20 protein-coding genes are annotated in these 22,515 nt (G+C 72.6%); 9 read left to right on the top strand and 11 right to left on the bottom strand.

Annotated elements, in window-relative coordinates; genetic code table 11:
• Window positions 1-48 precede the first annotated feature (48 nt).
• The 3 genes from ACIP9H_RS37860 to ACIP9H_RS37870 form a co-directional block, all read right to left on the bottom strand.
• The gene (locus tag ACIP9H_RS37860; RefSeq protein ID WP_401587945.1) at window positions 49-1,530 is read right to left on the bottom strand and encodes a DUF5719 family protein; all 1,482 of its coding nucleotides are present in this window, start codon (window positions 1,528-1,530) and stop codon (window positions 49-51) included.
• Entirely contained in the window at window positions 1,527-5,339 is a 3,813-nt protein-coding gene (locus tag ACIP9H_RS37865) for a glycosyltransferase family 2 protein (RefSeq protein ID WP_401587943.1), read from the bottom strand. Before ACIP9H_RS37865 ends, ACIP9H_RS37860 begins: the two co-directional genes overlap by 4 nt.
• A 140-nt stretch (window positions 5,340-5,479) precedes the next feature.
• On the bottom strand, window positions 5,480-5,743 hold the full coding sequence (locus ACIP9H_RS37870) for a WhiB family transcriptional regulator (RefSeq protein ID WP_018559705.1): 264 nt from the start codon (window positions 5,741-5,743) through the stop codon (window positions 5,480-5,482).
• Between the two features lie 593 nt (window positions 5,744-6,336).
• Here ACIP9H_RS37870 and ACIP9H_RS37875 point away from each other — a divergent pair.
• Genes ACIP9H_RS37875 through ACIP9H_RS37885 form a run of 3 tightly spaced genes read left to right on the top strand, consistent with a single transcriptional unit; the run spans window position 6,337 to window position 9,144 of the window.
• On the top strand, window positions 6,337-6,846 hold the full coding sequence (locus ACIP9H_RS37875; RefSeq protein ID WP_401587940.1) for a cysteine dioxygenase: 510 nt from the start codon (window positions 6,337-6,339) through the stop codon (window positions 6,844-6,846).
• A 25-nt stretch (window positions 6,847-6,871) separates the two neighbouring features.
• Entirely contained in the window at window positions 6,872-7,837 is a 966-nt protein-coding gene (cofD, locus tag ACIP9H_RS37880; RefSeq protein ID WP_401587937.1) for a 2-phospho-L-lactate transferase, read from the top strand.
• Window positions 7,834-9,144, top strand: coding sequence for a coenzyme F420-0:L-glutamate ligase (locus tag ACIP9H_RS37885; protein ID WP_401963506.1), 1,311 nt, complete (start codon window positions 7,834-7,836; stop codon window positions 9,142-9,144). The genes cofD and ACIP9H_RS37885 overlap by 4 nt, the downstream gene beginning before the upstream one ends.
• On the opposite strand, the gene ACIP9H_RS37890 is transcribed toward ACIP9H_RS37885, so the two are convergent.
• Entirely contained in the window at window positions 9,141-9,536 is a 396-nt protein-coding gene (locus tag ACIP9H_RS37890) for a hypothetical protein (RefSeq protein ID WP_401587932.1), read from the bottom strand. The genes ACIP9H_RS37885 and ACIP9H_RS37890 overlap by 4 nt on opposite strands.
• 110 nt (window positions 9,537-9,646) lie before the next feature.
• On the opposite strand from ACIP9H_RS37890, the gene ACIP9H_RS37895 reads away from it, so the two are divergent.
• A complete protein-coding gene (locus ACIP9H_RS37895; RefSeq protein WP_401963509.1) occupies window positions 9,647-10,303 on the top strand; it encodes a GNAT family N-acetyltransferase in 657 nt (218 codons plus the stop codon).
• An 83-nt stretch (window positions 10,304-10,386) separates the two neighbouring features.
• Here the strand turns inward: ACIP9H_RS37895 and ACIP9H_RS37900 are convergent, their stop codons facing one another.
• Both ACIP9H_RS37900 and ACIP9H_RS37905 read right to left on the bottom strand, forming a co-directional pair.
• Complete coding sequence (locus ACIP9H_RS37900; protein ID WP_401587927.1) at window positions 10,387-10,698, bottom strand: helix-turn-helix domain-containing protein; 312 nt, start codon at window positions 10,696-10,698, stop codon at window positions 10,387-10,389.
• A complete protein-coding gene (locus tag ACIP9H_RS37905; RefSeq protein ID WP_401587924.1) occupies window positions 10,695-11,069 on the bottom strand; it encodes a type II toxin-antitoxin system RelE/ParE family toxin in 375 nt (124 codons plus the stop codon). Before ACIP9H_RS37905 ends, ACIP9H_RS37900 begins: the two co-directional genes overlap by 4 nt.
• Before the next feature lie 192 nt (window positions 11,070-11,261).
• Here ACIP9H_RS37905 and ACIP9H_RS37910 point away from each other — a divergent pair, with 192 nt between their 5' ends.
• Window positions 11,262-11,390, top strand: a complete 129-nt coding sequence (locus tag ACIP9H_RS37910) for a DUF397 domain-containing protein (RefSeq protein ID WP_401963511.1) — start codon at window positions 11,262-11,264, stop codon at window positions 11,388-11,390.
• On the opposite strand, the gene ACIP9H_RS37915 is transcribed toward ACIP9H_RS37910, so the two are convergent.
• The 5 genes from ACIP9H_RS37915 to ACIP9H_RS37935 form a co-directional block, all read right to left on the bottom strand.
• The gene (locus ACIP9H_RS37915) at window positions 11,387-11,998 is read right to left on the bottom strand and encodes a hypothetical protein (protein WP_401963513.1); all 612 of its coding nucleotides are present in this window, start codon (window positions 11,996-11,998) and stop codon (window positions 11,387-11,389) included. The two genes, ACIP9H_RS37910 and ACIP9H_RS37915, sit on opposite strands and share 4 nt — an antisense overlap.
• 71 nt (window positions 11,999-12,069) lie before the next feature.
• Entirely contained in the window at window positions 12,070-12,861 is a 792-nt protein-coding gene (locus ACIP9H_RS37920; protein WP_401963515.1) for a hypothetical protein, read from the bottom strand.
• 29 nt (window positions 12,862-12,890) lie between these two features.
• Window positions 12,891-13,823 (bottom strand): DNA-3-methyladenine glycosylase family protein, encoded by a 933-nt coding sequence (locus tag ACIP9H_RS37925; RefSeq protein ID WP_401963542.1) that lies wholly within the window; start codon window positions 13,821-13,823, stop codon window positions 12,891-12,893.
• 86 nt (window positions 13,824-13,909) lie between these two features.
• A complete protein-coding gene (locus tag ACIP9H_RS37930; RefSeq protein WP_401587915.1) occupies window positions 13,910-14,992 on the bottom strand; it encodes a sugar phosphate nucleotidyltransferase in 1,083 nt (360 codons plus the stop codon).
• Window positions 14,993-15,067: 75 nt separating this feature from the next.
• A complete protein-coding gene (locus ACIP9H_RS37935) occupies window positions 15,068-16,513 on the bottom strand; it encodes a peptidoglycan recognition protein (RefSeq protein WP_401963517.1) in 1,446 nt (481 codons plus the stop codon).
• A 167-nt stretch (window positions 16,514-16,680) separates the two neighbouring features.
• Here ACIP9H_RS37935 and ACIP9H_RS37940 point away from each other — a divergent pair, with 167 nt between their 5' ends.
• From ACIP9H_RS37940 to ACIP9H_RS37955, 4 genes are all read left to right on the top strand, one after another.
• On the top strand, window positions 16,681-17,433 hold the full coding sequence (locus tag ACIP9H_RS37940) for a TIGR03089 family protein (protein ID WP_401587909.1): 753 nt from the start codon (window positions 16,681-16,683) through the stop codon (window positions 17,431-17,433).
• Window positions 17,434-17,581: 148 nt separating this feature from the next.
• Complete coding sequence (locus ACIP9H_RS37945) at window positions 17,582-18,847, top strand: LCP family protein (RefSeq protein ID WP_401587906.1); 1,266 nt, start codon at window positions 17,582-17,584, stop codon at window positions 18,845-18,847.
• 119 nt (window positions 18,848-18,966) lie between these two features.
• Window positions 18,967-20,730, top strand: a complete 1,764-nt coding sequence (locus ACIP9H_RS37950; RefSeq protein ID WP_401963519.1) for an LCP family protein — start codon at window positions 18,967-18,969, stop codon at window positions 20,728-20,730.
• Between the two features lie 102 nt (window positions 20,731-20,832).
• Window positions 20,833-22,461 (top strand): LCP family protein, encoded by a 1,629-nt coding sequence (locus ACIP9H_RS37955; protein ID WP_401587900.1) that lies wholly within the window; start codon window positions 20,833-20,835, stop codon window positions 22,459-22,461.
• Window positions 22,462-22,515 lie beyond the last annotated feature (54 nt).

A 22,515-nucleotide genomic window follows, 5' to 3' on the forward strand; every position in this document is an offset into this window, starting at 1 on the left:
CCCGGTGCGCAGACTTGCGCACCGGGCCCGGACGAGCGGCGGACGCGGTCAGTTGAGGATCGAGAGGTCTTCCCGAGAGGCCGGCACCGCCACCAGCCCGCGGTCGTCCGGCATCGTCTGGACGGTGAACATCGGGACGCCGTCCCGCGGCAGCTCCAGCGTGCGCGAGGCGTAGACCGGACCGCCGGAGGACGGCTCGACCGTGACCGCGTAGGTGCCCTTGCGGGCCGACGGGTCGGGCGGGGAGAGCACCACGGTCGTCCCGGCCTTGACGGAGAGCGTCTTGTCGACCGGCTCGCCGCCCGAGGTGGACGCCGAGGTCGTGATCTTGACCGTGGCGTCCGTCTTCAGCGCGGTCAGGGCCAGCGTGGAGCCCTTGGTGCGGTTGTCCGCGACCGTGGCGCGATCGCCGACGGGCGCGGTGGCGGGCAGGAAGGCGATCTCCTGGTTGCTGCCCTTGCCGCGGGTGATCTGGAGGGCCGCGACGACCGGGGCCGCGCCCGTCGTGCCGCTCGGGGCCAGGACGAGCGAGCCCGCCTCGCCCTTGGTGACGTCGCCGAGGTCGACGGTGGAGGTCATGCCGCTCTTGACGTGGACGGTGTCGTGGCCGGCCGGCGTGATCTCGCCGCCGGAGGCCGCGAGCCGCAGCTTGAGGTCGGCGTCGTCGTCGCCGGTCGCGAAGACGACCAGCCGCACCGACGTGGCGTCGGCGGGGATGCCCGGCATGACCACGGTGTCGGCGGGGTCGGCGGCGGCCGCGAGCCAGTCGCCGCCGGCCTTGCTGTCGGCGGCCTCGACGGTGGCGCCGACCCGGCCGCTGCGGGCGCTGACGTGGAGGGTGAGGCCGTCGGTCTTCTCGGGGGTGAGGGTCGACAGCAGCACCGGGACGGAGGCGCCGGGCGGCACGGTGATGCCGTCGCCGGTCTCGGTCTTGATCTGGCCCTTGGGGCCGTAGAGCTCCAGGTCGACGACGGCCGCGTTGTCGTCGGGGTTGGTCAGGTGGACGTAGTCCTGCCGGTTCGCGGCGGTGCTGACGGCGGGGAACCAGAACTCGCTGTCCGGTACCGCGCAGGAGGTGCCGAGCACCGCGCGCGCCGGGCCGGCGTCGATGACGGTGGTCTGCTGCACGGTCCAGCCGGGGGCCAGGGCCCCGTCCGCGGTGCCGATGAGGGCCGGGGCGTCGGTGCGCCCGGTGGTCGCGGTGACGGGCTTGCCCGCCTCCTTCAGCGGGGCGACCGGCTTGGGCTTGCCCTTGGGCGCCTTGCCGTTCTGGCCCGCGGCGGGCAGAAGGGTAGCGGTGCCGCTGCCGCCGGCCGCGTCGCCCTTCGGCGTGAACGACGTGTACGTCGTCGTCGCGAAGTCCGAGTCGGACGGCGCCGGGCAGGTCAGCGTCGACCGTTCGACGGGCAGCCGGGCCGCGCTCGCGGCGGGCGCGGCTTCCGGGGTGCCCGTGCCGGTCAGGGTGGCGATGCCGGTGACGGCGGCGAGGGCGGCGGTGACGCCGATCAGGGAGAGGGCGCTGCGGTTCACTGCTGGTTTCTCCCGTCGCGGCGGTAGCCGTCCGTGTCGTACGCCGGGTCGTAGGGGGTGTAGGAGGGGTCGTAGGGCTGCTGCTCATAGCCCTGCTGCTGCTCGTAACCCGGCTGCCCGTAGCCCTGCTGCTGCTCGTAACCCGGCTGCTGCTGCTCGTAGCCCTGCTGCTCGTAGCCGTGCTGGGGCTGCTCCTGCTGCTCGCCGTAGCCGTAGGGGTCGTAGACCGGCGCCTGCTGCTCCTGCTGCTCCTGCGGCTGCTGGGCGGGCTGCTCGTAGCCGTAGGTGCTCTGGTAGTCGGCGGCCCACTGCTCCTGGCCGTACGGGTCGTCCTGCTGGGGCGCGGCGGCGTAGGGGTCGTACTCCGGGTACTCGGTGTACTCGGCCGCCTGCTCCTCGGAACCGTCGTGCCCGGTTCCGTCCGGGTCGGCGTCCTCGCCCTCCGCCTCGGCGGCGGCGCGCAGCCTGCGGGCGCGTCGGCCGTCGCCGGCGGCCTGGGCGGGGATGTCGGCGACGGCGGCGGCGCCGGCGGGGACCGGTTCGGTCTCCGGCAGGTCGTCGTCGATCTCCCGGCGGCGTCCGGGCAGGGCCATGACGACCAGGACCAGGGCGAGGAAGCCCTGGGCCCACACCCATACGACGTGGGTGAAGGGGTCGTCGTAGGTGAGGTCCAAGTGGCCGCCGGTGGCGGGGAGTTCGAAGCCCTGGGCCCAGCCGTCGACGGTGGTCGCGGTGAGCGCGCGGCCGTCGAGGGTGGCGTTCCAGCCGGGAGCGACGCTGTCCGCGAGGCGCAGGACGCGTCCCTCGGGGCCGGTGGGGATCGTGGTGTGCGCCTCGACCTTGCCGGAGGCCACCATGACCGGCTGGGCGCTCGCGGCGTCCGCCGGTTCCGTGCCCGCCGTGTCACCGGAAGCCGCGGGCTTGGGGACGATGACGAGGCGTGCCACGTCGTTGTCGACCCGCCACAGCGCGCTGCCGTCGGCCTGGCTGAGCCGGGACAGGCCCGGGGTGCTGTCGAGGGTGCGGCTCATCTCGCGCGGGGCGCCCTGCTGGACGAGGACGTAGCGCACGGCGTAGCCGCCGAGCTGCGTCGCCTGGTCGGCGCCGGAACCGGCGACGAGGTTGGAGACGATCTTGTCCAGCCGGGTGTCGCCGCCCGCGGAGGCCGCGATCTCGGCGTCGCCGAGGCGCGCTCCGGCGCCCCGCACCAGGGCGTACGAGACACGGGCGGGCGTGCCCGACAGCACCAGGGTGCGGGCCTGGTCGCGGGTGGAGCCCTCCTCGGCGACGAATGCCGGGACCTGCGTCGGGTCGCGGCGCTCCAGGGGGCCGTCGGCGCCGCCGGCCATCCAGCCGACCGCGGCGGACAGCGGGGCGAGGACGGCGGCGAGGGCGACGAGGGCGGCAGCGGGCTGGCGCCAGCCGAAGCCGGAGGCGGCAAGCCGTTCCTGTGCGTTCTCGGCGCCGACCGCGGCGGCGGCGAGCAGGGCGAGGCCGTACACCAGGGTGGCGGGTCCCGCCCACGCGGTGGTGTTGGCCGCGACCGCGAAGACCAGTCCGGTCAGGGCGGCCGCCCAGGCGCTGATGATGCTCAGCCGGCGCCCGCCGCGCAGCAGGGCGGCGAGCGCGGCCAGCACGATGCCGGCCAGCAGGAAGCCGCCGGCCGCGCCGGGGCCGCCGGGGTTGACCAGGACGAGGTCGGTGGCGGAGGCGGCGCGCGGGCCGTAGGGCAGGCCGGCCTCGTACAGGAAGCGCTTGGGCTGGGTGAGCAGGTCCAGCGACCAGGGTGCGAGCACCACCATGGGGGCGCCGAGGATCGCGACGGCCCGCATCGCCAGCGGCACGACGAGGTGTCCCTGCCCGCGCACGAGCCGCAGCGCGACGGCGACGCCGATGAGCACCAGTGCGATGGGCCAGGTGACCGGGGTGAAGGCGGTGGTGAGCGTCAGCAGCAGTGCGAAGGCCCAGGCGGCACGCCAGCCGGGGCGCACGCCGCGGTCGACGGCGTCGCGGGACAGCCGCAGGCCGGCGGCGGAGACGGCGGCTCGCGCCATCAGCGGCAGCACGATGGCCAGCACGGCGGTGCCGAGCCGCCCGCCGGCCAGGGCGCCGGTCGCGGCGGGCAGGAAGGCGTACGCGACGGCCGCCCAGGCCCGCAGCAGCCGGGACTCGACCAGCGGCCGGGAGGCGAAGTACGCGCTGAGTCCGGCGAGCGGGACGGAGGCCACCAGGAGCACGGTCAGGGCGAGGCCGGTGCTGCCGAACAGCACGTTCGCCATGACCGCCACGATCGCCAGGTACGGCGGCGCGCTCGCGGTGCTGCCGGTGCCGAAGGCGTGCCAGGCTCCGAGGTAGGAGCCCCACAGGTCGCCCGCCCGGTCGGGGGCGGGCAGCAGGGCGCCGCCGGACAGGGCGCCGCCGCCCAGCAGTTGGCGGCAGGCGATGAGGGAGAACAGCAGCAGGACCGCGAAGAGCACGGGTGCGGGCTGCCGGGCGATCCGCTTGAGCAGGGCGAACTGCTCGATCTCCAGGTACTCGCTGTCGTCGTCGCCGCCGCTGGGGCCGGAGTCGAGGCCGCCGTGGCGGCCGGCGGAGGTGGCGTCGGCCGCGGCGCGGCCGGAGATGTTGCTGACGACCTGCTCGACGGTGGCCCGCACGGTCGCGCCGGGCGACGGGAAGAGCGGCCGCAGTTCCGCGGCCTCGACGGCGGGCCGGGAACGCCGGCGGCGGGCGGCGAGGACGCGGCCGGGCCGCAGCAGCACCGACATCAGGCCGGTGATCTCGTCGACGGCCTGCTTGGGCACCTTGCCGACCAGGTAGGCCAGCGTGCGCAGCACGGTGCCGAGCACCAGGCGCGCGAAGACGTAGGGCAGCAGGGCGCCGCGGGTGTTGGCCAGCAGCGTGTAGACGGCGCCGGCCTTGTCGACGCGGTGCGGGTCGACGGCGGAGCGGCCGGCGCAGTCGACGGGGCGGCGTTCGCGGGAGGCGGCCTCCGCGTGCCGCATGACGGCGTCGGGGGCGATGAGGACGGTGTGCCCGGCGGACTGGGCGCGCCAGCAGAAGTCGACGTCGTCCCGCATGAGGGGCAGCCGCCGGTCGAATCCGCCGAGCTCCTCCCACACGTCGCGGCGCACGAGCATGCCGGCGCTGGACACCGAGAGCACCGGGCGCACCTGGTCGTGCTGGCCCTGGTCCTGCTCGCGGCGCTCCAGCCCGGTCCAGCGGCGGCCGCTGCGGGCGATGGTGACGCCGACCTCGAGGAGCTGGCGGCGGTCGTACCAGCTGCGCAGCTTGGGGCCGATGACTCCGGCGGAGGGCGCGGAGTCGGCGACCTTGAGCAGGCCGTGCAGAGCGTCGGGGGCGGGCTCGCAGTCGTCGTGGAGCAGCCAGAGCCAGTGCACCGGCTCGCCGTGGGGCTGCTCGGGCTCGTCGTAGGCGCCGTCGTCCCAGGAGCGGGAGACCGGGTCCCAGCCGCTGCGGCGCTGGAGGTAGGGGAGCTCCTCGGCGGTCATCGGCGGCGCGGCGCGGACGCACTCCTCGACGGCGGCGCCGAAGCCGCTGCGCCGGGCGAGATGCAGGACGCGGTGGTCGCCGAGGGACTCGGCGAGCAGCCGGGCGGAGTCGTCGGCGCTGCCGGTGTCGGCGGCGATGACGTCCTGGACCGGGCGGTCCTGGGAGACCAGGCCCGCGAGCGCGTTGGGCAGCCACCGGGCACCGTCGTGGGCGACCAGCACGGCGGTGACGACGTGGCGCGGGAACTCCGGAGCCTGGGCGGCGTATTGAGTCCCTGCTGAGCTGTTCACGGACATCGAGGTTCGGGCCCCGGTTCGCTGGACTTCGGACGACGCCTCAGGCGTCTCGGACGGGCCCCCACACTAACGGTTGCGGGAGGCCGCCCTTCCGGGTCCGGAGCACATATGGGAACGAACACGACGTGCCGGGCGTGGGTTCAGACCACGCCCTTCTTCAGGCGGCGCCGCTCGCGCTCGGACAGGCCGCCCCAGATGCCGAAGCGCTCGTCGTTGGCGAGGGCGTAGTCCAGGCAGTCGGAGCGGACCTCGCAGGCGAGGCAGACCTTCTTGGCCTCGCGGGTGGAGCCGCCCTTCTCGGGGAAGAAGGACTCGGGATCGGTCTGCGCGCACAGCGCGCGCTCCTGCCACCCGAGCTCTTCGTCGGCCTCTTCGGCCAGCAACAGCTGGAACAGCTCGGTCATGCGCGCCCCTCGTCTGTTTTCGCTTCCCCGTGATGTTGCCGTTACCTGTGACGGTCGAACGACACGAGTGAAATTACAAGTGTGCCGATACGGGCCAGTCAAGCCGAGATCTGCTATTGGGCCCGTTATTCACCCTGCGGAACCAAGGTCTGACGGAAAGTGTTCAAATCAGTCCAAACGTCCGCATACGTCAATCGTGATCGACGTCCGCGCGGGACCGGCGATCACGATGAGATCACGAAAACACAACGACGTTTCCCGGGGAGACGTTCCTGCGTGCCCGTGGGTTGCGTCCGCACCTTCCCGGGGCGGGGGTGCACAAACCTTTCACCTGGTCGAATAGCCGGATCAGGTGAAAGTTTTCCGACAAACCGGATGTCAAGTTGACAGACACCCCGCAGAGCCGGTGTGCTGGGGCGCATGCCAGTGACCCACGCGCCTTTCCGGATCCGCCGCCTCGGCGAATTCCGTCGTGCCGTGGAAGCTCACTGTCGCTGTTCCAGCTGTTGCCGCTGACGATCTTCCTTCCCAGCCTGCACAGCCTCATGCGCCCTGCCTGACGCTCCTCACTTCCCGTAGGAACTCCCGCACCCATGAACAGCGACGTCTCGATCGCCGGCGACCCGCTCGCCCTCCCGCACCTCCTGCCGCCCGTCCCCGCCCACCCCGTCACGGTGGCCGAGTTCGCCGGGCTGGCCCGCCGCATCGCCGGGGACCGCACCCACTGGGCGCCGCGCGTGCGCTACGACGCCACCACGCGCTGGTACGACCGGCTGCGCACCGGGCCCGGTTACGAGATCTGGCTGCTGAGCTGGGTCCCCGGCCAGGGCAGCGGACTGCACGACCACGGCCGCTCCAGCGGAGTGCTGACCGTCCTGGAGGGCACGCTGACCGAGCGGGCCCTCGGCGGCAACGGCGAGGTGCGCCGTTCACTCTCCGCCGGGCACCAGCGGGTGTTCGCCCCCGGCTACGTCCACGACGTCGTCAACGACTCCCTGGAACCGGCGGTCAGCCTGCACGTCTACTTCCCGGGCCTGACCGAGATGACGCCGTACGCCTGCACCTCGCGGACCCCGGCCGCAGAGGGGACGTTCGCAGGCTGACAACCGCGGCTGCCAGACTGTCCGCATGCGAATCGTGGTACTGGCCGGTGGCATCGGGGGCGCCCGCTTCCTGCGCGGTCTCAAGGAAGCGGCGCCGGACGCGGACATCACCGTGATCGGCAACACCGGGGACGACATCCACCTGTTCGGGCTGAAGGTCTGCCCCGATCTCGACACCGTCATGTACACGCTGGGCGGCGGCATCCACGAGGGCCAGGGCTGGGGCCGCGCGGACGAGACCTTCACGGTGAAGGAGGAACTCGCCGCGTACGGGGTCGGCCCCGAGTGGTTCGGCCTGGGCGACCGCGACTTCGCCACCCACATCGTGCGCACCCAGATGATCGGCGCCGGCTACCCGCTGAGCGCGGTCACCGAGGCGCTGTGCGCCCGCTGGAAGCCCGGCGTACGGCTCATCCCGATGACCGACGACCGCATCGAGACACACGTCGTGATCGACGACCCGGACGGCGGGGCCGGCCGCAAGGCCGTGCACTTCCAGGAGTACTGGGTGCGGCTGCGGGCCTCCGCCGAGGCGTACGCGGTGCTGCCGGTCGGCGCGGAGGCCGCGAAGCCGGCGCCCGGCGTGCTGGAGGCCATCGCCGAGGCGGACGTCATCCTCTTCCCGCCGTCGAACCCGGTGGTCTCCGTCGGCACGATCCTGGCCGTGCCCGGCATCCGCGAGGCCATCGCCGAGGCGGGCGTGCCGGTCGTGGGCCTGTCCCCCATCGTCGGCGGCGCCCCGGTGCGGGGCATGGCCGACAAGGTCCTGGCCGCCGTCGGCGTGGAATCCACGGCCGCGGCGGTCGCCGCGCACTACGGGTCCGGGCTGCTGGACGGCTGGCTCGTCGACACCGTCGACGCGGGCGCGGCCGACGAGGTCGAGGCGGCGGGCATCCGCTGTCGGGCGGTGCCGCTGATGATGACGGACCTGGACGCCACCGCCGCGATGGCGCGCGAGGCGCTGAAGCTGGCAGAGGAGGTCCGGGCGTGACCGCCTCCGCGTCCTACCGCGTCTGGGCGGTCGGCGGACTGCCCGAGATCACGGCCGGCGACGACCTGGCGAAGCTCGTCGCCGCGGCCGCCGGCTACCTGGAGGACGGCGACGTCCTCGTCGTCACGTCGAAGATCGTCAGCAAGGCCGAGGGGCGCGTCGTCCACGCCGACGACCGCGAGGCCGCCATCGACGCGGAGACGGTCCGGCTGGTCGCCCGGCGCGGCCCGACGCGGATCGTGGAGACCCGGCACGGCTTCGTCATGGCCGCGGCCGGCGTCGACGCCTCCAACACGGCGCCCGGCACGGTGCTGCTGCTGCCCGAGGACCCGGACGCCTCCGCGCGGACGATTCGCGCCGGCGTGCGCGAGGCCCTCGGCGTCAACGTCGGCGTCGTCGTCACCGACACCTTCGGGCGCCCCTGGCGCGAGGGGCTCACCGACGTCGCCATCGGCGCGGCCGGGATCCGCGTCGTCGACGACCTGCGCGGCGCGACCGACTCCCACGGCAACGAACTCGCCGTCACCGTCACGGCGCTGGGCGACGAGCTGGCCGCGGCCGGCGACCTCGTCAAGGGCAAGGCGGGCAACACCCCGGTGGCCGTGGTCCGCGGCCTGGAACGCCTGGTGCTCCCGCCCGAGGAGAGCGGCACCGGCGCCCGCGCGCTGCTGCGGTCCGCCGCCGACGACATGTTCCGGCTGGGCACCTCCGAGGCGGTGCGCGAGGCCGTCTCCCTGCGCCGCACGATCCGCGACTTCTCCGACGCGCCCGTCGACGGGGACGCGGTACGGCGGGCCGTGGCGCTCGCCGTCACCGCCCCGGCGCCGCACCACACGACGCCGTGGCGCTTCGTGCTGCTGGAGACCGAGGCCGCCCGGGTGCGGCTGCTGGACGCGATGCGCGACGCGTGGATCGCCGACCTGCGCCGCGACGGCCGCAGCGAGGAGTCGATCGCCAAACGCGTCCGCCGCGGCGACGTCCTGCGCCGCGCGCCCTACCTGGTCGTCCCGTGCCTGGTCGCCGACGGCGCGCACGACTACCCCGACCCCCGGCGGTCGGCAGCCGAACGAGAGATGTTCGTGGTCGCGATGGGCGCGGCCGTGGAGAACTTCCTGGTCGCCCTCGCCGGCGAGCAACTCGGCTCCGCCTGGGTGTCGTCCACGATGTTCTGCCGCGACGTGGTCCGCGAGGTGCTGGACCTGCCCGAGGACTGGGACCCGATGGGCACCGTCGCGATCGGCCGCCCCGCCGTCCCGCCGAAGGACCGTCCGGCACGGGGCGCGGAGGCGTTCATCGCCGTGCGCTAGGCGTCCTTCGGGACGCCGTTACCGATGTAATCAGTCCGGCTGAGGACGCCGGTGACGCTGCCCCGGTACGGATACCGCTCCGTCCGGGGCAGGGACACCTCGGTGAGCCTGCCGTCGTACACCATCCAGAGGCCGCAGCAGTGGTCCTCCTCGTCATGGATCAGGACCTGCACGGAGTCGGGGACGGGCCACGGAAGGGACTCCAAATGCGCCAGCAGGCCCTTCCAGTTGAGACGCCAGAACTCCACGACCCACATCCCGATGCCGAACAGACCGGGCTGGACCCGCTCGAAGCACTGGAGCCACTGCCGTTCGTCGTCGGGACGGGTCAGCGGCTCCATGACCTCGGCGGCGTCCTGCGCGATCACGACGACCTGGGCGAATCTGCTCATGGGCCGCAGTGTGCCGGGCGTCCACGACAGCCGCGCAAGCGGATTTCCCGAGGTCCGGCACGTGGGAAAACCGGTCGACGCCGGGTCGGGCGCGGGGGCAGGCTCCGGCCATGGAAGAACATGTGTGGCCCCTGTACGGACTCCGGATCACCACGCCGCGGCTGGAGTTGGGCCTGCCGGACCTGGCGGGACTCGCGCGACTGGCGGGCGTCGCCGCCGCCGGCGTCCACGACGAGGCCCTGATGCCCTTCACCGTCCCGTGGACCGACGCCCGTCCGCGCGAGCGTGAACAGGCCACGTTCCAGCACGTGCTGGGAACGGTGGCCGCCTGGCGTCCGGAGGCGTGGACGCTGAGCCTGGCGGTGCGGTGCGAGGGAGAGGTCGTCGGCCGGCAGGACCTGTGCGCGGACGACTTCTCCGTCACCCGCGAGGCCCGGACGGGCTCGTGGCTGGGGCTGGCCCACCAGGGTCGGGGCATCGGCACGGAGATGCGGGCCGCGGTGCTGCACCTGGCCTTCGAAGGGCTCGGCGCCCACTGCGTGACGTCGGCGGCGATGACGGACAACCCGGCTTCCCGCCGGGTCTCCGACAAGTTGGGGTACCGGTTCGACGGTCTGGACGTGGCGGCCGTACAGGGCGCCGCCCGGACCCTGCACCGGCTCCGCCTGGACCGCGCGGACTGGGAGGCGCACCGGTCCGTTCCCGTCGAGATCCACGGGCTGAAGCCGTGCCGTGACCTCTTCGGCGCCGGGGACGGCGGTCACTGACGGGGGCCCGCCCCCGAGGCGCGGCCGGAATCACCTGCCGGCGCGGGGCGCGCAGACGTTCGTCGAAATGCGGTGAGCAAGGCCTACGCGGCGTGGGCCACGAAGCTCACGTGTGTCTCGTCTGCCTCGATCGAGAGATCCAACTTGGCGTCGAGTGCCCGCGCGAGGCGGTGCAGCAACGGCAACGTCGGCGTGACGGCACCGCCCTCGATCCGCTCCGCCTCGCTCTCGGGCAACCCGGCGCGTTCGGCGAACTCCCGCTGGGACAGCCCGAGTGCGACACGGCGGTCGTGGACGGCCTGCCCGAGAGCGATCGCCGCACCGGCCTCGACATACGCGGGGTCCGCACGGTGCTCGTCCGGGATACGCCACTGCGTGTGATAGCCCTTGCTCACGTCCGCTCCTCCGGTGCACGGTCGTACGTCACGTGGGCAGGCGGATGCTCCGCTTCGCATTCCTTCTGCTTCAGCATCGCTCGATGCACCTGCGCCTCCTCCCGCATCCGGGACTTCGAGAAGACCGTCATCAGAACGATACGGCGCCCGGGTGCAAGCCAGTAGGTGATCCGAACCGAGTCGACGCCAAGAACGAAGCGCAGCTCCCGGACCGGTCCTTGCAGGTGCCGCGAGTACGGTTCACCGATTGTCGTGGGGCTCGCTGCAAGGCGGTCCGCCTGACGTTCCACTGTGCGGTACTGCACCGTGCTCAGGGTGTCCAACCACTCGCGCACCTCCGGTTCGAGCTCGATCAGCCAGTGCTCCGACATAAGCATCAACGTAGGTAGCTCACGTGGGGCGCACATGCATTCGGCAATCGGTTAGTCACAAAGAGTGACTTCGATGAGTCGTACGGAAGGAGCGCCCGGCGACCGTGGGAGTACGTCCAGCGGGTCAGGGCGAAGCCACGCCTGCGGCACTCGGCATGGCTCCGGGACTGTGCGCGCCTGGAGACGAAGGCGGTGGAACAGCGACAAGACGCTGGGCGGGGGATCGTGCACGTGCGGGACTCCAAGGACCCGGACGGGCCGAGGCTGGGCTTCACCTCCGCCGAGTGGGCCGACTTCGTCGGCTTCGCCGCCGGGCTCTAGACCGCGATCGCCCGGGCACCGCCCGGGTCGGCCGGCGCCGGGAAGCCGAGCCGTTCCAGGAGGATGGCGAAGAGTTCCTCGGCGCATGTCTCCTTCGACCGCAGGACGTCCTCGACCGCGTCGGCCGTCACGCCCTCGCCGAACCCGGCGGAGCGGGCCCAGGCCAGGGCGGCGCGGGAGGCGTCGGGGATGCCGGCCTCCAACTCGGCACGGGTCAGGGCCTTTGCCGCCTCGAACTCCGCTGTGCCGCAGTACTCGCCGGTGTCGTCGACGTCGTCGGGGACGTGCATCAGCAGGGCGGCCGCGTTCCCCACGTTCAGCCATGCCTCCCAGCGTCCGGCGCCCGGCGCGAGGCCGAGTATCCGTGCGACATCGCCGTCGTGCACCGAGGCGACGCAGGCGGGCGCCCCGGTCCAGTGGACGACCTCGCGCAGGACCTCGTCCAGGTCGTCCAGCACCTCATGGTGGAACTCGGCGGTCTGCCAGCCTCCGGGCCTCGGCCGGAGGGTGACCACGGAGTCGCGGTCGTCCCGGACCGCGTCGAACAACGCCGTGTCCAGCAGCGGCCGCTGACTGCGGGCGACGACCAGTACGCGCGAGTACCCCATGGTGGCTCTCCTTCGGCTCCCTGTCCCGGCACACTACGGCCGGCCACCGACAATGGCCTTGGGCAGCGCGCCTACCGGCGCCACCAGCGGCGCGGCCGCTCGGGAGCCACGTCGTACTCGCGCGAGACCACCTCGACACGGCGTGCGGCATGGTCCGCGCGCACGGTGTCCAGGCCCATCGTGTCGAGTTCTCGCGCGGCGGCCGCATCGGCATCGGATTCAGGGCGCAGCACCCGTAGGACGACTTCGCGGGTCTCGGCGCCGAGGGCGATCGCCGAGAGCACGTCCTCCATCAGGGCGTCGGCCGTGTCCGGTTGCGCGGCGTCCGTGAGCGCCATGTGGAGCATGAGCTGCTCCATACCCGTGTCCGTCCAGCGGACCTGCGCGATCCATACGCACCCGATGCCGGGGAAGTCCAGGAGCCGGTCGCGGACCGTGTCGCGCAGCGCCACGGCCATCGGATGCGTGGACCAGCTGAGTTTCACGGTGCGCTCGGCCGTCAGGCGCATGCCCCGCGTGCGCAGGGCCTGTGCCACCAGGCCGAAGGGAACCGTGGCCCAGCCGTGTTCGGAGAAGACGGCGAGGGCCTCGGTGTTCGTGTGCTTCTGGATGTCCATCAGGCGCGTCACGTCGCAATGAAGGGCGGCGGCCGCTTCGGGCAGCCGTTGGTGACAGCACTCCTCGCTGACGTAACCGGGCAGCACGGGCCCCCCGTCCTGCCCCTTCACGAAGATCACTGAGCCGTTGTCGCCCACGGGGACGAACACGCCGAAATCGATGACGGCGGCGAGCAGTTGCTCCGCCTCCTCCTCCGGCCTGCGGCGGTCGAGTATGTCGGCGAGGTCGGCGTTCGTGGTCGTCACCCGCAGAGCATAGGACGGCGTCCCGCGCGTCAGAGGGGGACGATGTTGCCCGGGGCCATGCGGGGGGCGCGGCGCGGGGGGCGGCGGCCGGTCAGGAGGATGAGGCGGGCGGCGCGGTGGCGCTGGCCGGCGTAGGGCTCGAGGAGCTCCAGCATGGTGGCGTCGTCGGTGCGGTGGGCGCCGGTGAGTACGTAGCCGACGGTGTGGGGCAGGTGGAGGTCGCCGACCGTGACGGCGTCGGGGTCGCCGTTGCTGCGCTGGAGGGTCTCGGCGGCGGTCCAGGGGCCGATGCCCGGGATCGCCTGGAGGCGGGCGGAGGCCTCGGCGGGGCCGAGCACGGTGGCCTGCTCCATGCGGGCGGCCGCGCGGGCGGCGCGCACCGCGGCCGCGGAGCGCTTGCCGTCCACGTTGGCGCGGTGCCACTCCCAGGAGGGGATCATGGCCCAGCCGCGCGCGTCGGGCATGACGCGCATGCGCAGTTCCTCACCGGGGCCGGGGGCGGGCTCGCCGAAGCGCCACAGCAGGACGCGCCAGGAGCGGTATGCCTCGTCGGAGGTGACCTTCTGCTCCAGGATCGCGGGCACGAGCGATTCCAGGACCAGGCCGGTACGGGTCAGGCGGAGCCCGGGGTTGCGGCGGTGGGCCTCGTGGACGATCCGGTGGCGGGCGGTGAACGCGTCGGGCTTGTCGGCGTCGCCGAGCAGTTCCGGCAGCCGGTCGAGCAGCCAGTCGGCACCGGGGCCCCACGCCTCGGCCTCGACCTCGCCGCCGGCGGGGCGGGCGATGCGGAGGGTGCCGGGGCCCTCGGGGGTGCGCGAGGCGCGGTAGACCGCGCCGTCGGGGCCCACCCGGAAGGCGGGGTCGCCGGGGCCGCGGCGCAGGGGTCCGAGGGTCAGGCCCAGGTCCAGCGGTCCGCGCGGGGTCCACCGGCGGATCCGGCCCGCGGTGCGCGGGCCGGGCACGCGTGCCGTCGCGCCGCGGAGGAGTCGGGTCTGCTCGGGATGCACGCCCCGAGCCTACGCGCCGGCGCCCCCCGCACCGGCCGGAATCACTGGTCGGACGAGAAGCGCAGTGCCCCGTCCGGGATGACCGCCCCGCACCAGACCCGCGCGCCGAAGCGCAGTTCGTTGTCCGCGCCGATGCGGGCGGAGTCGCCGATGACCGCGGTGTCGAGGACGGTGCGTTCGCCGATGACGGCGCCCTCGCCGATGAGGGAGTCGGTGACGACCGCGCCGGGGCGGACGACGGCTCCGGCCAGGACGGTGCTGCCCTCCACCACCGCGCCGGCGCCGATGACCGCGCCGGGGGACACGGCCGTGCCGCCGGTGAGCTTGGCGTCGTCGGCGACGCGGGCGCCTTCCATGACGAGGCGTTCGCCGCAGCGGCCCGGCACCGCCGGGGACGGGGCGCGCCCGAGGACGAGGTCGGCGGAGCCGCGCACGAAGGCGTGCGGTGTGCCGAGGTCGAGCCAGTACGTGGAGTCGACCATGCCCTGGAGGTGCGCGCCGGCGGAGAGCAGGCCGGGGAAGGTCTCCCGCTCGACGGAGACCGGGCGGCCGGTGGGGATGGCGTCGATGACGGAGCGGTTGAAGACGTAGGCGCCCGCGTTGATCTGGTCGGTGACGATCTCCTCGGGGGTCTCCGGCTTCTCCAGGAAGGCGGTGACCCGGCCGTCGGCATCGGTCGGCACCAGTCCGTACGCGCGCGGGTCGTCGACCTTGGTGAGGTGGAGGGAGACGTCCGCGCCGCTGCGGCGGTGGGTGGCGACGAGGCCGGCGATGTCGAGGCCGGTGAGGATGTCGCCGTTGAAGATCAGGACGGGGTCGCCGGGCGCGGAGTCGAGGCGGTCCGCGACGTTGCGGATGGCGCCCCCGGTGCCCAGGGGCTCCTCCTCGGTGACGTACTCCAGGCGCAGCCCGAGGTCGGAGCCGTCGCCGAACCAGGGCTCGAAGACCTCGGCGAGGTAGGAGGTGGCGAGAACGATGTGCTCGACGCCCGCGGCACGGGCCCTGGCCAACTGGTGGGTCAGGAAGGGGACACCCGCCGCGGGGACCATCGGCTTGGGGGTGTGCACCGTCAGCGGCCGCAGCCGCGTGCCCTTTCCACCGACCAAGAGGATCGCTTCAGTCACCTGTGTTGTCTCCGCTTCCTGGCGGGGCCGAACGTACGAGCGGCCAATCCTATGCGGGTCTCGTCGCGGCTCCCATCAGCGACCCTGAAGGGCCGCCGCCTTGCGGCGGATGTAGCCGAGATCGTCGTACAGCACCGTTCCTGGGCACTCGGTGGCGAAGCCGTCGCGGTGCCCGGAGATGGAATTGAAGCTGACCCGGACACCCTTCCTGTACTTGTTGCTCCCTCCTGACAAGAGATATGCCGTACCCGCCGGATTGTGTCCGTAGATGCCGAGTTTCCATGCGGCGAGTCGGGCGACCGCGTCGAGTGCCGCCTCGGAGGGCTTGTCGTCGCTGAACGTGCCGAGCACCGCGACGCCCATGCTGTCGGCGTTGAAGCCGAGGGTGTGCGCGCCGAACACGGACTTGGCGACGCCGCCGCCCCGGCCCTCGTAGATGGTTCCGCACTTGTCGACGAGGAAGTTGTAGCCGATGTCGCGCCATCCGCTGCTTTTGATGTGGTAGCGGTAGATACTGCGGATGAGCGACGGCGCGTCGGAGCAGTCGTAGTCGTTGCCCGTGGCGCTGTGGTGGACGAAGACCGCGTCGACGTTGTCGGTGAAGAGGAAGTCCTCGGTGCGCAGGGACTCGTCGGCGTTCCAGCCGGCGCGGGTGACGATGCGGGGACGGGCGCCGATGTACCGGCGGCCGGTGAGGGCCTCGGTCTCGCTGCGGGTGAGGGCGGGGACGACGGGGAGTTCGTCGTCGGTGCCCGAGGTGTCGGTCGGGTCGGTCGCGTCGGGGGCCCCGGACTCGTCGTCCGGGTCGTCGGTGCCGTCCGGGCCGTCCGTGCTGTTCGTGTCCCCTGTCCCGGTGTCGCCCGTGGTGCCGGTGTCGGCCGGATCGCCGCCGCCCGGGGAGTCCTGGTCGCCGGGCCGGTCCTGACGGCCCGGCAGCGCGGGGCCGTCGGCGGGGTCCGCGGAGGACGGCGGCGCGCCCGCGGTGGACGGCGCCGCCGATGGCGCCCCCGGCGGATCGTCCCCCGGGTCGATCATGTCCAGCCGCAGTCCCTCGGGCAGGGCGGGCAGCGCGCCGCGCACGCCGCCGGTCCGCCGGGGCACCACGCGCACCTCGACCCCGTCGCAGCGGCCGACCCACAGCGGGGCGGTGGCGCCGCGCACACCCGCCTCCGTTGCTTCCGGAGAGCCGGCGTCGGGGGCGTCCTCGGAGTGCGACTCGACATCCTGCCAGGCCGACCAGATACCGGTGCCGACGGAGCGCGTGCGCACCTGGACCGTTCCCTCCAGGTCGGTGCGGGCGTCGTCCCAGGTCACACCGAGCAGGGAGAACGGCTTGACGGAGCGCTCGGAGAGCCCTTCGGCCAGGGGTGAGCCGAGCGCCCGGCCGGACGTCGCGAGCGGGGCCAGCATCAGGGTGTGGGTGCTCCCCGACGGGACGTCGGGAGCGGCCGCCCGGTACGGGGTGTGGATCGTCGCGGTGGCACCGGAGGGGAGCGCGAGCGGGAGGGCAAGAGCCGCCATGCACGCGCAGCCGACGGAAGTGGCGATAAATGCACGCATGGAAAAAACACTTACATAAGGCCCATAAACCCGCAGCCGGGATCTGACGGACGTTCCACTCCCGGGCGGCGGTCTGCCGCTCCCTCAGCAACGCCCGTGCGCAGGCCACCTGACGTAGCCTGGGCCGCGTGACATCGACTGCCCGTACGCCCGCCGACCTGCTGCGTTCCGCGCTCGCGACGGACCCCGCCCGCCCCCTGGTCACCTTCTACGACGACGCCACCGGTGAGCGCGTCGAACTGTCCGTGGCCACCTTCGGCAACTGGGTGGCGAAGACCGCCAACCTCATCCAGGACGAGCTCGGCGCCCAGCCGGGTGACCGGGCCGCGCTGCTGCTACCCGCCCACTGGCAGACCGCGGTGTGGCTGCTCGCCTGCTTCTCCACCGGCGTCGTGGCGGTGCCCGGCGGGGACCCGGCCGGCGCCGACTTCGCCGTCTCCGGCCCGGACACCCTGGAGGCGGCCCTCGCCTGCCCGGGCGAGCGGGTCGCGCTGGCGCTGCGTCCGCTGGGCGGGCGCTTCCCGCAGCCGCCGGCCGGGTTCGCGGACTACGCGGTGGAGGTACCGACGCAGGGCGACCGCTTCTCCCCGTACGCCCCCGTGGACCCCGGCGCCCCGGCGCTGGAACTGCCGGGCGGCGAGGTGCTGACCGGCGCCGGGGTGGCGGAGCGGGCGGCGGCGTCGGCGGCGTCGCTCGGCCTGGGCGCGGGCTCGAGGCTGCTGTCGGGCCGGTCCTACGGCGACTGGGACGGGCTGGCGGCCGGGCTGCTGGCTCCGCTGGCCGCCGGCGGTTCGGTGGTGCTCTGCCGTCACCTGGACCGGCTGACCCCCGCCGGCCTGGACAAACGCCGGGAGAGCGAGCGCGTCACCCACACGGCGTAAGCAGCCCCGGGGCCGCGGCTCCCCGGCGGAAGCCGGGCGGTTTGGAAGGCCGAACGCACAAATGAACAACTCCACACAACCGACTGCGTAATTCAACTGTCTGTACGGGTGAGAAGAAAGCCACATCATCCGAAGGACGGGACCGTACGTGACCACGCCAGTCGATTCGCCGGAGTCGAAGGACACCTCACCCGACGCGGTGCCGCCGCCGGCGCGCCCGCGCCGCCGCCGGCGGTGGGTCCGCGTCCTGGCCGGCGTCACCTCGCTGGCGCTGCTCGCCGGCGCGGGCGTCGCCTGGCACCTGTACCGGCATCTGGACGGGAACATCCAGACGGACACCGACACCTCGCGCGAACTGCTGCGCGTCCAGTCCGAGCGGCCCAGCGCGCTGCCGCAGGCGACCTCCGCCGAGAACATCCTGCTGCTCGGCTCCGACAACCGGGGCGGCGGCAACCGCGGGTACGGGCAGGACACCGGCACCCAGCGCTCGGACACCGCGATCCTGCTGCACCTGGCCGCCGACCGGAAGACGGCGACGGCGGTCAGCCTGCCGCGCGACCTGATGGTGCACATACCCTCCTGCCGGCGGCCCGACGGCACCATGTCCAACGCCCAGTTCGCCCAGTTCAACTGGGCCTTCGAGTTCGGCGGGGCGGCGTGCACGATCCGGACCGTGGAGAAGCTGACCGGGATCCGGGTCGACCACCATCTCGTGGTGGACTTCAACGGGTTCAAGAAGATGGTCGACGCGGTCGGCGGCGTCGAGGTCTGCGTCCCGCACGATGTGCACGACCGCGACGCGCACCTGGACCTGAAGGCCGGCCGCCAGGTGCTGCACGGCGAGGACGCGCTCGGCTACGTCCGCACCCGCCACGGCATCGGCGACGGCAGCGACACCCAGCGCATCGACCGGCAGCAGGAGTTCCTGGCCTCGCTGGTGAAGAAGGTCGACAGCTCGGGCGTGCTGCTCAACCCCGCCAAGCTCTATCCGCTGCTGGACGCGGCAACGTCCTCCCTCACCGCCGACCCCGGACTGGACTCGCTGCGCGAGCTGTACGACCTCACCCAGACCCTGCGCCGGACGCCGGCGGGGCAGGTGCGCTTCCTGACGGTGCCGCGCCGCCCCTACACCCCGGACCCCAACCGGGACGAACTGGTGCAGCCCGCGGCCGAGAAGCTCTTCACCACGCTGCGCGAGGACGGCACCGTGGCGGTGCAGGAGGACGACCCGGGTTACGGCCCGGGCGACAGCCCGAGTTCCGGCGCGGGCAGCAGCCCGGGCGACCGCCCCGGCCCCGGCGGAACCACATCCACCGCTTCCGCATCTCCCTCTGCGACGGGGACCGCGACGGACGCCCCCTCCTACCGCGGCACGACCGCGGACCGCGATGTCTGCGGAGGCAGTGGGGATTGAACAGTTTGTCCAGTTGTAGGGACCGGAATTTGTCAGCTGCGCCCCTGGACGCTGAACTGTGGGGTTAGTGTGGGCGATCCGGCCTGACGCAGCGGCCGAGACGGAGGACTCGATCAACCGTGGACACGCAAGGCCGTAAGCAGCACGTCGACCCGGCGGACCAGTGGGTGTTCGATCCCGAGACGGGCAGCTACGAGCTGCGGCTGGACCCGGGAGCGCCCGCGGACCGCGCCGTTCCGTCCCAGGGCGGCCGCCGGGCGCCGCGCGATCCCCAGCGGAGCGGAAGCCGCCACCAGGGGCAGGCCGGTCAGGGCCGCCCCGGCCAGGAGCAGCCGCCCGGCCCGCGCCGGCAGGCCCAGCGCGCGGGTCAGGGCGGACGGCGGGGTGCGGTCCCGGAGACCGCGGGCGGCCGCGCGGCGACCCGCGCCGGCCGGCGCAAGGCGCAGTCGCGCAAGTCGGGCCGGAAGAAGAAGGCCCTGATCTGGACCGCCGGCACGCTCGGCCTCGTGGTGGTGGCCGCGAGCATCGGCGTCTACGCCCTGTACCAGCAGCTCAACGGCAACATCAACACGGTGGACACGGGCATCGGCTCCAGCAGCGCCACCACCAACGGCCCGGTCGACATCCTCGTGATCGGCACCGACAGCCGGCAGGGCCTGAAGGGCAAGTACGGCGACACGGCGAACATCGGCCACGCGGACACCACGATCCTCTTCCATGTCTCCAAGGACCGCTCCAACGCGACCGCGTTGAGCATCCCGCGCGACATCATCACCGACATCCCGGACTGCCCGACGAAGCAGGCGGACGGCTCCACCAAGCTCATCCCGGGCGAGGAGGGGGTCCGCTTCAACACCAGCCTGGGGCAGTACGGGCGCGACCCCGGCTGCACGATGCGCACGGTCCAGGCGCTGACCGGGATCATGCCGGACCACTTCATGATGGCCAACTTCGACGCCGTCAAGGACCTGTCCACGGCGGTGGGCGGCGTCGAGGTGTGCCTGGCCAAGGACATCGACGACCCGGACTCGCACCTCAAGCTGTCCAAGGGCCGCCACAAGGTGGAGGGCGAGCAGGCGCTGGCGTTCGTCCGCACCCGGCACAGCGTCGGCTTCGGCGGCGACCTGAGCCGTATCCAGCTGCAGCAGCAGTTCCTGGGCTCGATGATGCGGGAGATGAAGTCGGGCGACACGCTGACCAGCCCGACGAAGCTGCTGAAGCTGGCGAACACCGCGACCAAGGCGCTCACCGTGGACACCGGCATCGGCAGCGTGACGAAGCTCGCCGACCTGGCCAAGGACCTGAGCCGGGTGAACACCAAGAACATCACCTTCGCCACGGTCCCGGTCATAGACAACCCCGCCGAGAAGGTGCACACGACGGTCGTGCTGGACAAGACCAGGGCGCCGCAGCTGTTCACCATGGTGCGTCAGGACATCTCGCTCACCGAGGTGAAGAAGAAGGAGAAGGACGCGGCCGCGGGCAAGCTCAAGGGCCCGAAGGCCGACCCGGTCAACGTGCGGGTCGAGGTCTTCAACGGCAGCGGGATCTTCGGCGCGGCCCAGGACACCGTCAACTGGCTGCAGAACTCGGAGGGCGTCAGCCGTTCCACCAACGGCGGCAACGCGCCCGCCGAGGTGAAGAAGACGACGCTGGAGTACGCCCCCAACCAGGCCGACCAGGCACGGCGGCTGGCCGAGATGATGGGGCTGCCCGCCTCCGCCCTCACGCAGGGCACCGAGAACGCGGCGCCGCGCGCCAACATGACGCTCACCCTCGGCAAGGACTTCACCACCGCGGGGACGCCGATCACGGCACCCACCAAGGCGCCCGAGGGCATCCAGAAGGTCGAGGCGGACGACAGAAGCGTCTGCGCCAAGTAGTCCGGCGGCCGTGCGGCGACGCCGGCTCGCTCCGCAGCAGCAGGAACACAGCGGGAACACATCTACGGGGATCCAACGGGGCTTCAGGGGTGGGGACCAGACATGACCGACCGTGGCGTACGCGATCTCGGGTGGGACGACAGCCTGTACGAGACGCGGCCGCAGCATGAGGCAAAGGTGCCGGGCGGGACACCGGCGGCGGCCGTGGCGGACGGCGGCGGCGCACAGCCTCCCGCGGGGACGCCGCGGCGCCGCGGGCGGCGTGCGCTGCGCTGGACCGCGGTGGTCCTGGCCCTGCTGATACTCGGTACGGCGGGGGCCGGTTACGCGTACTACCAGCACTTGAGCCACAACATCCGCAAGGGCAAGCGCAGCAGCGGCGCCAGCAACGTGCACAAGGCGCCCACGAACGCGCTCAACATCCTTCTGCTGGGCTCCGACAGCCGCAACACCGACGCCAACCTGAAGCTGGGCGGCGCGAAGTACACCCGCGGGGACAAGCCGCGCGCCGACGTGATCATGCTGGTCCACGTCTCCGCGGACCGCAGCAACATGTCGGTGGTGAGCATCCCGCGCGACACCCGGGTGCCGATCCCCGAGTGCACCGATCCCAAGACGGGCGAGAAGTTCCCCGCCACCACGCACGCGATCATCAACGAGAGCCTCACGCACGGCGGTCCGGGCTGCACGCTGGCCACCGTCCAGAACCTCACCAAGGTCTACATCGACCACTGGATGATGATCGACTTCGCGGGTGTGGTGAAGATGGCCGACGCCGTGGGCGGTGTCGAGGTGTGCGTGAAGCAGAACGTGTGGGACCACCCCACCGCGCAGCAGCCCGGCGGCTCCGGCCTGAAGCTCAGGGCGGGCCGGCAGAAGATCTCCGGGAAGACCGCGCTGCAGTGGCTGCGCACCCGGCACGCCTTCGAGAGCGACCTCGGCCGGGCCGAGGCCCAGCACATGTACATGAACTCGATGGTGCGGGAGCTGCGCTCGCAGAACGTCTTCACCGACAGCGGCCGGCTGCGGAACCTGGCGGAGGCGGCGACGAAGGCGCTGCAGGTCTCCGAGGAGATCGGCACCCCCAAGAAGCTGTACGACCTCGGCATGGAGCTCAAGAGCGTCCCGTCGAACCGGATCACGATGCTCACCATGCCGCCGGCCACGGACCCGGAGAACGACCAGCACTACGTCCCGGACGTGGTGGACGCGCCCAAGGTGTGGGCGAAGCTCGTGAACGACGTGCCCTTCGACAACAACGGCGCGAAGAAGCCGAAGAAGCCCGCCCAGTCGGGACCGCCGGCGCGGCCGGCCGCCGAGATCCCGGTGACGGTGGTCAACGGCACCGCCGGCGACAGCACGGGCGCGCCCGTCAACGGCCGCGCGGGCGTCGTGGCGGGCCTGCTGGCCGGCCGGGGCTTCACGGGCGCCGTGAAGGCCGCCGCGGCACAGCCGTCGGCCACCACCGTGATCGACTACCCCGCGGACCTGGGGGCCCAGGCAAGGTCGGACGCGCTCTCCGTGGCGAAGGCCCTCAAGCTGCCGGCCGCGGTTGTGAAGGAATCCACACACGTTGCGTCCATCACACTCGTGGTCGGCGCGGACTGGCGCGAGGGGACGTCCTACACGGGTGGCGCCGACCCCGACGCGAAGCTCCCCGACAGCGCCGGAGCGCTCAACGGCTCGGACAAATCAACGTGCATGCCGGTGTACGCCCCCTATCGGTGGTAGTCGGGAACGCCCCCCTTTGGGGATACAGGGCCAATCGTTTTACATGACCGATAA

The sequence above is a fragment of the Streptomyces sp. NPDC088732 genome (assembly GCF_044751205.1).
Taxonomy (GTDB): domain Bacteria; phylum Actinomycetota; class Actinomycetes; order Streptomycetales; family Streptomycetaceae; genus Actinacidiphila.

Bases quoted from the DNA above. Each gene is read 5' to 3' on its own strand.
- ACIP9H_RS37865 (WP_401587943.1), bottom strand. From the start codon at position 5,339: ATGTCCGTGAACAGCTCAGCAGGGACTCAATACGCCGCCCAGGCTCCG.
- ACIP9H_RS37870 (WP_018559705.1), bottom strand. From the start codon at position 5,743: ATGACCGAGCTGTTCCAGCTGTTGCTGGCCGAAGAGGCCGACGAAGAG.
- ACIP9H_RS37875 (WP_401587940.1), top strand. From the start codon at position 6,337: ATGAACAGCGACGTCTCGATCGCCGGCGACCCGCTCGCCCTCCCGCAC.
- cofD (WP_401587937.1), top strand. From the start codon at position 6,872: ATGCGAATCGTGGTACTGGCCGGTGGCATCGGGGGCGCCCGCTTCCTG.
- ACIP9H_RS37890 (WP_401587932.1), bottom strand. From the start codon at position 9,536: ATGAGCAGATTCGCCCAGGTCGTCGTGATCGCGCAGGACGCCGCCGAG.
- ACIP9H_RS37895 (WP_401963509.1), top strand. From the start codon at position 9,647: ATGGAAGAACATGTGTGGCCCCTGTACGGACTCCGGATCACCACGCCG.
- ACIP9H_RS37905 (WP_401587924.1), bottom strand. From the start codon at position 11,069: ATGTCGGAGCACTGGCTGATCGAGCTCGAACCGGAGGTGCGCGAGTGG.
- ACIP9H_RS37915 (WP_401963513.1), bottom strand. From the start codon at position 11,998: ATGGGGTACTCGCGCGTACTGGTCGTCGCCCGCAGTCAGCGGCCGCTG.
- ACIP9H_RS37935 (WP_401963517.1), bottom strand. From the start codon at position 16,513: ATGGCGGCTCTTGCCCTCCCGCTCGCGCTCCCCTCCGGTGCCACCGCG.
- ACIP9H_RS37955 (WP_401587900.1), top strand. From the start codon at position 20,833: ATGACCGACCGTGGCGTACGCGATCTCGGGTGGGACGACAGCCTGTAC.